We start from the raw sequence: 11947 nt of genomic DNA, 5'->3' as shown, positions 1-11947 counted from the left end.
AGCAAGTGAGCAAGAAAGCCCACGTTTCCGAGACGCCCGCCACCCAGCTGCTGCGGGCGAACAAGGTCGCCTTCACCGAGCACCCCTACGAGTACCAGGAGCACGGCGGCGCCCAGCACAGCGCGCAGGTGCTGGGCTTCGACCCGTTCACCGTGGTCAAGACGCTGGTGATGCAGGACCAGGACGCCAAGCCGCTGATCGTGCTGATGCACGGCAACCGCACGGTGTCGACCAAGAACCTCGCGCGGCAGATCGGCGCCAAGTCGGTCGAGCCCTGCAAGCCCGAGGTGGCGCAGCGCCACAGCGGCTACATGGTGGGCGGCACCTCGCCCTTCGGCACGCGGCGCGAGATGCCGGTCTACATCGAGTCGAGCGTGCTCGAACTGCCGAAGATCGCGATCAACGGCGGGCGGCGCGGCTACCTCGTGGGCATCGATCCGCAGGTGTGCGTGACGCTCCTGGGCGCCAAGCCCGTGCAGTGCGCGCTGGCAGAATAGCCGGCGTTTGTCTTTTTCCCGCCGGGCATGCAGGCCGGCGGCGCACAACAACAATCCGTTCCCCGGAGACCGCCTTGAGTTTCGATCTGCCTTCCCTCCTTGCCATCGTGGCGTCGTACCTGATCGGTTCGCTGTCGTTTGCGGTCATCGTGAGCAAGTCGCTCGGCATGGCCGACCCGCGCAGCTACGGCAGCGGCAACCCCGGCGCCACCAACGTGCTGCGCTCGGGCAACAAGGGCGCGGCGCTGGCCACCTTGCTGCTCGATGCGGCGAAGGGCTGGCTGCCGGTGTTCCTGATCCGTCAGTTCGGCGCGCAATGGGGGCTGGGCGAGGGCGTGGCGGCGCTGGCGGGCCTGGCGGCCTTCCTGGGTCACCTGTACCCGGTGTTCTTCAGCTTCCAGGGCGGGAAGGGCGTGGCCACGGCCGCCGGCGTGCTGGTGGGCATCGCGCCCTGGCTGGGGCTGGCCACGGGCGCGACCTGGCTGATCATCGCGATCTTCTTCCGCTATTCGTCGCTGTCGTCGCTGGTGGCGGCGTTCTTTGCGCCGGCCTACTACCTGCTGGGTGGAAACATTGCGTGGCCACTCGACCGCACGGTGCTGATTGCGATCATCATCATGAGTCTGCTGCTGATCTGGCGGCACCGCGAAAACATCCGCCGGCTCGCGGCCGGCACGGAGTCGAAACTCGGCTCGAAGAAAAAGGCTTGAACTCACCATGGCATCCATCACCCGCTTCCACGTCGGCCCGCGTCTGTCCGAGACCGCGGTGCACAACGGCACCATCTACCTCGCGGGCCAGGTGCCCGACGACACCACGCAGGACATCCGCGGCCAGACCGCGCAGGTGCTCGGCATGGTCGACCGCCTGCTGGCCGAGGCCGGCAGCGACAAGTCGCGCATCCTCATGACGCAGATCTTCCTGGCCGACATCGGCGACATCGGCGCCATGAACGAGGTGTGGGACGCGTGGATTCCGGCCGGCAACACGCCGCCGCGCGCGACCGTGGAGGCCAAGATGGCCAATGCGGCCTACAAGATCGAGATCGTCGTTACGGCCGCGCAGGCCTGAGGCCGGATCGGGAGCGGTCTCAGTACCGCTTCTCGAGAATCATCTCGTCGGCATCGCGCCGCATCGAGAAGCGGTTGAGAAAGCTGTTGCCCAGCAAGACGAAGGGCATGGGTTGCTGCGAGACGATGGCGTCGATGTCGTAGACCTCGACGTCGCCCACGCGCACGCTCTGCAGCCGCAGCCTGTAGCCCGCAGCATTGCCGTTGGCCGTGCGCATCTGCACCAGCTGCCCCTTGCTGTAATCGAGCCCGATGCGCTGGGCATCGACCGCCGACAGCGCGATGGTGGTTGCGCCGGTGTCGAGCATGAAGGTGACGGCGCGGCCGTTGATCTGGCCCTGCGTCATGTAGTGGCCCCGGCTGTCGGCCTGCAGCACGATGCGGTTGCCGCCGCTGCCGGCAATACCGCCCCGGCCGATGCTCACGGGCGAATCCATGCGCAGCGAAAAGCGCTTGCCCGCCGATTCGACCACCGCCTGGTCGGCCTGCAGCGACACCAGCTTGACGCCCTGGAAGGTCTCCCCGACCGCCACCGTCTTGGGCGGCGCGCCGTTCACGATGAGGATCGCGCGGCTGCCGATGGAACCGGTCAGCGTGACCGAGTCGGCGGCGTGCGCCGCCATGGCCGCGGCCGCCCACAGCGCCGCGACGAGGAGCGCCTTCATGCGCGGGTCAGTCGCGGAAGTTGTTGAAGGACAGCGGCATGTCGGGCACGTCCTTCTTGATGAGGGCCATGGCGGCCTGCAGGTCGTCGCGCTTGGCGCCGGTGATGCGCACGGCATCGCCCTGGATCGCGGCCTGCACCTTGAGCTTGCTGTCCTTGACGATGCGAGTGATCTTCTTGGCCTGCTCGGTCTCGATGCCGTTCTTGATCTTGATGACCTGCTTGACCTTGTCGCCGCCCATCTTCTGGACGTCGCCCTTGTCGAGAAAGCGCACGTCGACGCTGCGCTTGGTGAGCTTGTTGCGAAGGATGTCCTCGACCTGCACGAGCTGGAACTCGGCGTCGCCGATCATGGTGATCTCCTTGTCCTTGAGCTCGACGGCGGCGGCGGTGCCCTTGAAATCGAAGCGCGTGCCGATTTCCTTGGCGGTGTTTTCGACCGCATTCTTCACTTCGGGCAGATTGGGCTCGCAGACGGTATCGAAAGACGGCATAGGCTCTCCTGGACGCACGGGTACTGAATGCGACAATTCTCCCATGATCGTGGAGTCCAATGTCCCGCTGCAGCCCTACAACAGCTTCGGCATCGTCGCGCGCGCGCAGCACCTGGCGCGCATCGCCAGCGAGGCCGACCTGGCCGCGCTGCACGCCGATCCGGCCTGGCGCGACGAACCCCGTTTCGTGCTCGGCGGCGGCAGCAACATCGTGCTCACGGGCGACGTCAAGCCGCTGGTGCTGAAGGTCGAGATCAAGGGCCGGCGGCTGGTCGAAGAGACGCCGCGCGCCTGGGTCGTCGAGGCCGGCGCCGGCGAAACCTGGCACGACACCGTCGAATGGATGGTGCGCAGCGGCTACCCGGGGCTGGAAAACCTGGCGCTCATTCCTGGCACCGTGGGCGGCGCGCCGGTGCAGAACATCGGCGCCTACGGCGTCGAGTTGCAGGACCGCTTCGATTCGCTCGACGCCTTCGACCTCGAAACCGGCCGCGCCTTCACGCTCGACGCGGCGCAGTGCGCCTTCGGCTACCGCGATTCGGTCTTCAAGCATGTGCGCAGCGGCCCGAACGATTTCGGCCTGGCGGGCCGGGCGGTCATCACGCGGGTGCGCTTCCGGCTGCCCAAACCGTGGAAACCGGTGGTCGGTTACCTCGACCTTGAACGCAAGATGGAAGAAACCGGCAATTTCACGCCGAGCGCGGTCGATATCTTCGAGTGGATCTGCGCCATCCGCCGCGCCAAGCTGCCCGACTGGCGCGTGCTGGGCAACGCCGGCAGCTTCTTCAAGAACCCGACGGTCACGCCCGAGCAGTGCGCCGACATCATCGCGCGCGACCCCAAGATCGTGCACTACCCGATGGACGACGGCAGCATCAAGCTCGCGGCCGGCTGGCTCATCGACGCCTGCGGCTGGAAGGGCAAGTCGGTGGGCAACGCCGGCGTGTACGAAAAGCAGGCGCTGGTGCTGGTCAACCGCGGCGGCTCGGCCAACCCGGTGACGGGCGGCGAGGTGATGACGCTGGCCAAGGCGATCCAGACCAGCGTGTACGAGCGCTTCGGCATCCGGCTGGAGCCGGAGCCCGTGGTGGTCTGACGCGGTGGATCTCGACTTCCTGCACCTGAACTACCGCCGGCGCATCGCCGTGCTGGGCTGGGCGCAGCTTGCCGTCATCGTGGCGGGCATCGCCTCGGTGTTCCTGGTGCGGGCGGGCTGGTGGGGGTCGGTGCTGCTGATCCTCGCGGCCTTCTCCTTCGCGGTGCTCCTGAGCCAGATCGAACTCAGCCTGCGCCGCCAGTTCATCCGCGAGGCCCGGCTGCCGCCGTTCCTGATCGGCAAGCTCCGTGCGGCGCACCCGCAACTGAGCCGACGCGACGCCGAGCTGGTGCTGCGCGGGCTGCGGCAGTTCTTCATGGCGTACCTGCGCAGCAACCTCAAGTTCGTCGCCATGCCCTCGCGGGTGGTCGACACGGCCTGGCACGAGTTCATCCTGCACACGCAGGGCTACCAGACCTGGTGCCAGGCGGCCTTCGGGCGCCTGCTGCACCACAGCCCGGCCGAGGTACTGGGCCAGGACGCGCGGCGCAACGACGGCCTGCGCCGCACCTGGTACTGGGCCTGCAAGGAAGAAAGCATCGACCCGCGTAATCCGGCGCGACTGCCGCTGCTGTTTGCGCTGGACATCAAGTTTGCGATTGCGGACGGCTTTCACTACATCCCCGATTGCCGGGCGGTCGAGCGAGAAATCGGCTCTGACGCGCACTGCGGCACGAGCTTCGGCGATTCGTCGTCCGACGGCGGCAGCTCGGGCGATGCCGGAGGCTTCGGCGGCAGCGAGGCGAGCGGGAGCGGCGATGGCGGCTCCAGCGACGGCGGTGGCGCGTCCGATGGGGGCGGTGGATGCGGTGGCGGGTGCGGAGGAGGCGGCGACTGACGCCGGGTGCACTTTCCAAAGAAAAACGGGCCCCGAGGGGCCCGTTGTCATTGCTGCCCTTGCGGGTGGCAAGGGCAGCGAAGGGATCGATCAGCTCGCATCGCCGTCGTTCGCCAGCTTCGGCAGCGAGGCGCCTTCGCCCGACGACAGCAGGCCGACCTGCGTGTAGATGGCGAGCTTTTCGCGCGTGTCGACGATGTCCAGGTTGCGCATCGTGAGCTGGCCGATGCGGTCCAGCGGCGTGAACGCGCCTTCGACCTTTTCCATGCTCAGGCGCTCGGGCTTGTACGTGAGGTTGGCCGATTCGGTGTTCAGGATCGAGTAGTCGTTGCCGCGGCGCAGCTCGACCGTCACTTCGCCGGTGATGGCGCGCGCCACCCAGCGCTGGGCCGTTTCGCGCAGCATGATGGCCTGCGGGTCGAACCAGCGGCCCTGGTACAGCAGGCGGCCCAGGCGGCGGCCGTTGTCGCGGTACTGCTCGATGGTGTCTTCGTTGTGGATGCCGGTGACCAGGCGCTCGTAGGCGATGAACAGCAGCGCGAGGCCGGGGGCCTCGTAGATGCCGCGGCTCTTGGCCTCGATGATGCGGTTCTCGATCTGGTCGCTCATGCCCAGGCCGTGGCGACCGCCGATGCGGTTGGCTTCGAGGATCAGCTCGACCAGGTTCGTGTAGCGCACGCCGTTCAGCGCGACGGGCACGCCTTCCTCGAAGCGCACCGAGACGGTTTCGCGCTTGACTTCGACTTCGTCCTTCCAGAAGGCCACGCCCATGATGGGCTGCACGATCTGCATGCCGCTGTTCAGGTGCTCGAGGTCTTTGGCCTCGTGCGTGGCGCCCAGCATGTTCGAGTCGGTCGAGTAGGCCTTCTCGGACGACATCTTGTAGGCGAAGCCGGCCTTTTGCATGAACGCCGACATTTCGGCGCGGCCGCCCAGCTCGTCGATGAAGACCTGATCGAGCCAGGGCTTGTAGATCTTCAGCGCGGGGTTGGTGAGCAGGCCGTAGCGATAGAAGCGCTCGATGTCGTTGCCCTTGTAGGTGCTGCCGTCGCCCCAGATGTGGACGTCGTCTTCCTTCATGGCCGACACCAGCATGGTGCCCGTCACCGCGCGGCCCAGCGGCGTGGTGTTGAAGTAGGTGACGCCGGCGGTGGTCACGTGGAAGGCGCCGGCCTGCAGGGCGGCGATGCCTTCGTTGGCCAGCTGCGCGCGGCAGTCGATCAGGCGGGCGTTCTCGGCGCCGTAGAGCATCGCCTTGCGCGGGATCTCGTCGTAGTCGGGCTCGTCGGGCTGGCCGAGGTTGGCGGTGTAGGCGTAGGGGACCGCGCCCTTGAGCTTCATCCAGTGCAGCGCCGCACTGGTGTCCAGGCCGCCCGAGAAGGCGATGCCGACCTTCTGGCCGGCGGGAACGTTTTGGAGAATGGTCGACATGTCAGGGGTTCCGTTTCAACCGAAGTGGCAGATGTAGCTGTAGGGCTCGCCGCTCACGCGGATCTGGAAGCTGGAGTTGCCCGGGATGCTGAACTTCTGGCCGGGGCCCGAGGCGATCCATTCGCTGGTGCCTGCGAGCTGGTATTCGCAGCTGCCGCCGGTGCCTTCCATGATTTCAGGCGCGCCGGTGTTGAAGGTGAGGGTGGAGGGCAGGACCACGCCGACCGATTTCTTGGTGCCGTCCGCCAGGGTGAGGTTGTGGCTCACGCACTTGCCGTCGAAATACACATTGGCCTTGGTGGCCACTGCGGCGCTGTTGATGGTGTCGGTAGTCGTCGTCATTGGATGGATGGCGCCGGCGCCTGCGCGTTCGGCGGATCGAGGGACGCGCCGCGGCAGCAGCACCCCCGGGGTTGGAGAAGCCCTCGATTTTAGGGGCTCGGGAGAGCCGGCCCGCCGTGGGGGAAACTCAGTAGCGCCAGCCGTGGCGATGGCCGCCCCATCCGCGATAGCCACGGTAGTAGCCGCCACCGCCCCAGCCGCGCGAATAGCCCAGGTTCAGCGAGATGCCGACCGGCGGGTAGGCGTAGGGCTGCGCATACGGGTAGGTGTAGGCGGGCTGCACGTAGACGGGCGGGGCGTACACCGGGGCCGGCTGCACGTAGACCGGCGCGGGCGCGTTGGACACCACCACGCCGGGTTCGGGCACGACGCTGTCCCAGGGGGAGTTGGCGCCTTGCTGGTACTGCCCCTGTTGCGGGTACGGCTGGTACTGCTCCTGGTACTGGGGGCTGTTGTTGGCCTCGACCGGGTAGGGCTGCAACTGCGACTGGGGCTGGACCGGCGCGGTGGTCACGCCCGACGTGGTCACCCCGTAGCCGCTGGCCTGGATCGGGATGGTGGCGCCCGGCCGGCTGGTGGTGCGGGTCGTGTACTGGCGGCCCTGGTATTCGTAGGTGACGTTGTAGCTGACGTCGCTGCCGGTCGTTTCGCGGATCGGCGTGGCGGAAATCACGCGCGCCTGGACCACTTGCTGGGCCTGCACGACGCTGGCGCCCGTGGCCAGCAGGCCGGCCGCCGAAAGCCCCGTGAGGATGCGAAAAACGTGTCTGTTCATGGTGTTCTCTCCTGCAGATCGCGGTTGGAGGCCGGCCGGCGGGACGGGGTTCCGGGGTTTACACGGCGTTCACAGCCCAGCGATCGGCATCGAAACCAGTCGTTACGCCCGTTTTCGGGCCCCAATCGACCACCGGCCGCTTGATCAGGCTGGGGTTGCCGAGCAGCACGGGGCGGGCCGAGGCGGCGTCGACCACGGCGTCGCGCGTGGCCTCGTCCAGCTTGCGCCAGGTGGTGCCCTTGCGGTTGACCAGCGCCTCCCAGCCGGGGGCTTTGAGCCAGCGGTCGAGCTCGGCCTCGGGCACGCCCTGTTTCTTGAAATCGTGGAAGGCGTAGGCCACGCCATGGTCGTCGAGCCAGGCGCGGGCGCGCTTGACGGTGTCGCAGTTCGGAATGCCGTATAGGGTTGTCATGGCCGCCATGATGCCGCGAGCGGCCGGTCGGCGACAATGCCGGCCTCCATGGAAACCCTGAACGACTGGCTCGCGCGCGCCGAGCACCTTCATCCCGACAAGATCGAACTCGGGCTCGATCGCGCCAAAGAAATGGCGCAGCGTCTGGGCCTGCGTTTCGACTGCCCCGTCATCACGGTGGCGGGCACCAATGGCAAGGGCTCGACCTGCGCCATGCTCGAATCGATCCTGACACACGCGGGCTACCGCACGGCCGTGTTCACCTCGCCGCACCTGGTGCGCTTCGAGGAGCGGCTGCGGCTCAAGGGCGAGGCGGTCGATGCTTCCAAACTGATAGCAAGCTTCGAGGTGGTGGAAAAGGCCCGCGGCGACATGGCCCTGACCTACTTCGAGTTCACCACGCTCGGCATCCTGCATTGCATGATCCAGGAGAAGCCCGACGTGGCGATCCTCGAGGTCGGCCTGGGCGGCCGGCTCGACGCGGTGAACATCATCGACGCCGACTGCGCGGTCATCACCAGCATCGACCTGGACCACATGGAATACCTCGGCCCCGACCGCGAAAGCATCGGCTTCGAGAAGGCCGGCATCCTGCGCGCCGGCAAGCCCGCCATCGTGAGCGACCCGGTGCCGCCGCAAAGCGTCATCGACCACGCGAACGCCATCGGCGCTGACCTGTGGCGTTTCGGGCACGACTTCAACGTGTCGGGCGACAAGCAGCAGTGGGGCTGGTCGGGCCGGGGGCGGCGCTACAGCGGGCTGGCCTATCCGGCGCTGCGCGGCGCCAACCAGCTGCTCAACGCGGCGGGCGTGCTCGCGGCGCTCGAGGCGCTGCGCCCGCAGCTGCCGATCACGGCGCAGGCGGTGCGCAACGGGCTCGCGATGGTCGAGCTGCCGGGCCGCTTCCAGATCGTGCCAGGCGAGCCCACGCTGGTGCTCGACGTGGCGCACAACGCCCACGCCGTCGCGGCGCTGGCCGAGAACCTCGACGCCATGGGTTTTTCGCCCACCACGCACGGCGTGTTCGGCGTCATGGCCGACAAGGACCTCGCGCCCATCCTGGCGCGCATCGGGCCGCTGATCGACCGCTGGTACTTCACCGACCTGCCCACGCCGCGCGCCGCCAAGGCCGCCGATCTGCTGGCCGCGTGGCAGGCCCAGAACACGCGCAAAGACGCCTCGGGCAGCGTGCACGCGAGCCCGATGGACGCCCTGCGCGCGGCCATCGAGCAGGCAGGTGCCACTGATAGAATCGTGGTCTTCGGATCGTTCTTCACCGTGGGTGGCGTCCTCGAAAACGGCACCCCCCGGCTGCAAGCCAAACACCTGCTGCCAGGCGGCTGATCGTCGGGCTGTCCACACCCATCCGGCACCATCGGGCACCACCTCGCTGCACTCCTCCAGGGATCGAACTTCATGGCGTTTTTCAAGTTCCGCGCGCGCGGCCCACAAGGCAACGAAGGACGCAGCGCCCCCGCGGCGGTGCCGGCGGAAAGTGTCGAATCCATGCGCCGGCGTGCGCGCCATCGGCTGCTCGGTGCGGCGGTGCTGGTGCTGCTCGGCGTGATCGGCTTCCCGTTGCTGTTCGACACCCAGCCGCGCCCCGTGCCGGTCGACATCCCGATCGAGATTCCCGACCGCAACAAGGCCAAGCCGCTGCCCGTGCCCGCCACGCCGGCACCCGCGACGAGCAGCGCGCCTTCGTCGTCGTCCGACGGCAGCTCCCGCGTGGCGGCAGCCTCGTCGGCCGGCGGCATGATCACCGAGACCGCCGACGGCACCGTGATCGAGCCCGGCACGACCGTGCCCGCCACCCCGGCGGCGCCCAAGCCCGCCGTGGAGCCGAAGAAGCCCGAACCCAAGCCGGAACCCAAACCCGAGCCGAAGCCCGAACCCAAACCGGAACCCAAGCCGGAGCCGAAAAAGCCCGAACCGAAGCCCGAGGCCAAGCCGAAGCCGGAACCCGCCAAGCCCGCCGCGAACGCCGACGACGGCGCCCGCGCCCGCGCGCTGCTCGAAGGCAAGCCGCCCGCCGCCGCGCCCAAGCCGGCCGCCGACGACAACGGCCGCTTCGTCGTGCAGGTCGGCGCCTTTGCCGATGCCGACAAGGCGCGCGAAGTGCGCCAGAAGCTCGAGCGCGCCGGCCTCAAGACCTACGTGCACGTCGCCAAGACGACCGACGGCGAGCGCACGCGTGTGCGCGTCGGGCCGTTCGCCTCGCGTGCCGAGGCCGAGAAGGCCGCGGACCGGGTCAAGGGCTTGTCTTTGGCCGCAGCCATCCTCACGTTGTAAGCACCGCCGTCGCCCGCTGCCTGTAGTTCATTGCCGTGGCCCTGCTCGACTGGATCGCCATCGCGCTCATCGTGCTGTCGATGCTGTTCGGGCTGGTGCGCGGCCTGGTGTTCGAAGTGATTTCGCTGATCGGATGGGTGGCCGCCTTCATCGTGGCCCAGTGGGTGGCTTCCGACGTGGCGGCCTGGCTGCCGTTCGGCGACCCGCAGGCCACTTGGCGCTACCCGCTGGCCTTCGTGCTGGTGTTCGTGGCGGTGGCGTTCGGCGTGGGGCTGGCGGCAGCCCTCACGCGCAAGCTGATCGCCGCGGTCGGCCTGCGGCCGGTGGACCGGATTTTGGGAGCAGCGTTCGGCGCGGCACGGGGGGCGGTGGCCCTGCTCGTGCTGGCAGTCGTTGTTCATTTGCTGGCGTTGAGCGACAGTGCCTGGTGGCACGAATCGCGCAGCGCCATTGTTCTCGATGCGGCATTGCAGGGCCTCAAACCCTCGCTGCCTGAAAAGTTGGCAAGCTACCTGCCCTGAGAGGAATCGTTCATGTGTGGAATCGTCGGCGTTGTCAGCAACGCACCCGTCAACCAGCTGCTCTATGACGCGCTGCTGCTGCTGCAGCACCGCGGCCAGGACGCGGCCGGCATCGTGACCTTGCTGGAACGCAAGTTCTTCATGCACAAGGCCAAGGGCATGGTGCGCGACGTGTTCCGCACCCGCAACATGCGCGCGCTGCCGGGCAACGTGGGCCTGGGCCAGGTGCGCTACCCGACCGCCGGCAACGCCTACAGCGAGGAAGAGGCGCAGCCCTTCTACGTGAACGCGCCCTTCGGCATCGTGCTGGTGCACAACGGCAACCTGACCAACGCGCACGCCCTGCGCGCGGAGCTGTTCTCCACCGACCACCGCCACACCAACACCGAGAGCGACTCCGAAGTGCTGCTCAACGTGCTGGCCCACGAAGTCGAGCGCTCTTCGCGCGGCGTGCCGCTGCACCCGGCCGAGGTGTTTGCCGCCGTCAAGAACGTCTACAAGCGCCTGCGCGGCTCGTACGCCGTGGTCTCGCTGATCGCCGGCCACGGCCTGCTGGCCTTCCGCGACCCCTACGGCATCCGCCCGCTGTGCATGGGCCGCAGCGCCGACGGCACCGTCATGGTGGCCAGCGAATCGGTCGCGCTCGAAGGCTCGGGCCACGTGTTCGAACGCAACATCGAGCCGGGCGAAGCCGTGTTCATCGACCTCGAAGGCAACGTGCACTCGATGCAGTGCGCCGAAGGTGCGTCGCTCAACCCGTGCATCTTCGAGTTCGTGTACCTCGCACGTCCCGACTCGGTGCTCGACGGCATCTCGGTGTATCAGGCGCGCCTGAACCTGGGCGAAACGCTGGCCAAGCGCGTGGTCTCGACCGTGCCGCCGAACCAGATCGACGTGATCATCCCGATCCCCGAATCGAGCCGCCCGAGCGCCACGCAGCTCGCGCACCTCCTGGGCATTCCGTACCGCGAAGGCTTCGTGAAGAATCGCTACGTGGGCCGCACCTTCATCATGCCGGGGCAGGGCGTTCGCAAGAAGTCGGTGCGCCAGAAGCTCAACGTGATCGGCAGCGAATTCAAGGGCCGCAACGTGCTGCTGGTCGACGACTCCATCGTGCGCGGCACCACCAGCCGCGAGATCGTGCAGATGGCGCGCGACGCCGGCGCCCGCAAGGTCTACCTGGCCAGCGCCGCGCCGCCGGTGCGCTACCCCAACGTCTACGGCATCGACATGCCGACCAAGGACGAACTCGTGGCGCACGACCGCACCGTCGAGGAAATCCGCGAGCTCATCGGCTGCGACGCGCTGATCTACCAGGACGTCGACGCCATGAAGCGCGCCATCGGCTCGCTCAACCCGAAGCTCGCCGGTTTCGACGCCTCGTGTTTCGACGGCGTGTACGTGACCGGCGACATCGACACCGCCGCCATCTCGCGCATGAACGGCAACCGTCCGCGCATCGAGGAAAACGAAGAAGACGCTTCGCGCCTCGCCCTGCCGAACCCCAGCGAGTAA

Annotated in this window: 15 protein-coding genes; 9 read left to right on the top strand and 6 right to left on the bottom strand. The window is 67.8% G+C overall.

Annotated features, from left to right (window positions below; all coding sequences use genetic code 11):
* Nucleotides 1-5 precede the first annotated feature (5 nt).
* From ybaK to FFI97_RS04370, 3 genes are all read left to right on the top strand, one after another.
* The gene (gene ybaK / locus FFI97_RS04380) at nucleotides 6-497 is read left to right on the top strand and encodes a Cys-tRNA(Pro) deacylase (RefSeq protein ID WP_139702042.1); all 492 of its coding nucleotides are present in this window, start codon (nucleotides 6-8) and stop codon (nucleotides 495-497) included.
* A gap of 74 nt (nucleotides 498-571) precedes the next feature.
* Nucleotides 572-1207: a glycerol-3-phosphate 1-O-acyltransferase PlsY gene (gene plsY / locus FFI97_RS04375; protein WP_070062403.1), complete on the top strand. Its 636-nt coding sequence runs from the start codon at nucleotides 572-574 to the stop codon at nucleotides 1205-1207.
* A gap of 7 nt (nucleotides 1208-1214) precedes the next feature.
* Nucleotides 1215-1568, top strand: a complete 354-nt coding sequence (locus tag FFI97_RS04370) for a RidA family protein (protein WP_070062404.1) — start codon at nucleotides 1215-1217, stop codon at nucleotides 1566-1568.
* Nucleotides 1569-1587: 19 nt separating this feature from the next.
* Here FFI97_RS04370 and FFI97_RS04365 read toward each other — a convergent pair whose 3' ends face one another.
* Both FFI97_RS04365 and FFI97_RS04360 read right to left on the bottom strand, forming a co-directional pair.
* Nucleotides 1588-2232 carry a TIGR02281 family clan AA aspartic protease gene (locus FFI97_RS04365; RefSeq protein ID WP_062469972.1) on the bottom strand — a complete coding sequence of 215 codons (645 nt, stop codon included), beginning with the start codon at nucleotides 2230-2232 and terminating at the stop codon, nucleotides 1588-1590.
* A gap of 7 nt (nucleotides 2233-2239) precedes the next feature.
* On the bottom strand, nucleotides 2240-2725 hold the full coding sequence (locus FFI97_RS04360; RefSeq protein ID WP_062469970.1) for a YajQ family cyclic di-GMP-binding protein: 486 nt from the start codon (nucleotides 2723-2725) through the stop codon (nucleotides 2240-2242).
* 43 nt (nucleotides 2726-2768) lie between these two features.
* On the opposite strand from FFI97_RS04360, the gene murB reads away from it, so the two are divergent.
* Nucleotides 2769-3821, top strand: a complete 1053-nt coding sequence (gene murB / locus FFI97_RS04355) for a UDP-N-acetylmuramate dehydrogenase (RefSeq protein ID WP_139702043.1) — start codon at nucleotides 2769-2771, stop codon at nucleotides 3819-3821.
* Between the two features lie 4 nt (nucleotides 3822-3825).
* Entirely contained in the window at nucleotides 3826-4659 is an 834-nt protein-coding gene (locus FFI97_RS04350) for a glycine-rich domain-containing protein (RefSeq protein WP_062469964.1), read from the top strand.
* A gap of 90 nt (nucleotides 4660-4749) precedes the next feature.
* Here FFI97_RS04350 and argG read toward each other — a convergent pair whose 3' ends face one another.
* The 4 genes from argG to FFI97_RS04330 form a co-directional block, all read right to left on the bottom strand.
* Nucleotides 4750-6090, bottom strand: coding sequence for an argininosuccinate synthase (argG, locus tag FFI97_RS04345; RefSeq protein ID WP_062469963.1), 1341 nt, complete (start codon nucleotides 6088-6090; stop codon nucleotides 4750-4752).
* A 15-nt stretch (nucleotides 6091-6105) separates the two neighbouring features.
* Entirely contained in the window at nucleotides 6106-6432 is a 327-nt protein-coding gene (locus FFI97_RS04340; protein ID WP_062469962.1) for a pyrimidine/purine nucleoside phosphorylase, read from the bottom strand.
* A 127-nt stretch (nucleotides 6433-6559) separates the two neighbouring features.
* Nucleotides 6560-7207 carry a hypothetical protein gene (locus FFI97_RS04335; RefSeq protein ID WP_070062410.1) on the bottom strand — a complete coding sequence of 216 codons (648 nt, stop codon included), beginning with the start codon at nucleotides 7205-7207 and terminating at the stop codon, nucleotides 6560-6562.
* A 58-nt stretch (nucleotides 7208-7265) separates the two neighbouring features.
* Entirely contained in the window at nucleotides 7266-7619 is a 354-nt protein-coding gene (locus FFI97_RS04330; protein ID WP_139702045.1) for an ArsC family reductase, read from the bottom strand.
* 36 nt (nucleotides 7620-7655) lie between these two features.
* Here FFI97_RS04330 and folC point away from each other — a divergent pair, with 36 nt between their 5' ends.
* The 4 genes from folC (at nucleotide 7656) to purF (ending at nucleotide 11947) form a co-directional block, all read left to right on the top strand.
* Complete coding sequence (gene folC, locus FFI97_RS04325; RefSeq protein WP_095950847.1) at nucleotides 7656-8963, top strand: bifunctional tetrahydrofolate synthase/dihydrofolate synthase; 1308 nt, start codon at nucleotides 7656-7658, stop codon at nucleotides 8961-8963.
* A gap of 72 nt (nucleotides 8964-9035) precedes the next feature.
* Complete coding sequence (locus tag FFI97_RS04320) at nucleotides 9036-9911, top strand: SPOR domain-containing protein (RefSeq protein ID WP_139702046.1); 876 nt, start codon at nucleotides 9036-9038, stop codon at nucleotides 9909-9911.
* A gap of 35 nt (nucleotides 9912-9946) precedes the next feature.
* Nucleotides 9947-10432, top strand: coding sequence for a CvpA family protein (locus FFI97_RS04315; RefSeq protein ID WP_070062414.1), 486 nt, complete (start codon nucleotides 9947-9949; stop codon nucleotides 10430-10432).
* A 12-nt stretch (nucleotides 10433-10444) separates the two neighbouring features.
* A complete protein-coding gene (purF, locus tag FFI97_RS04310) occupies nucleotides 10445-11947 on the top strand; it encodes an amidophosphoribosyltransferase (protein ID WP_070062415.1) in 1503 nt (500 codons plus the stop codon).

This window comes from Variovorax sp. KBS0712, assembly GCF_006323185.2.
Taxonomy (GTDB): domain Bacteria; phylum Pseudomonadota; class Gammaproteobacteria; order Burkholderiales; family Burkholderiaceae_C; genus Variovorax; species Variovorax boronicumulans.
This window is presented reverse-complemented; position numbering and strand designations above follow the sequence as displayed.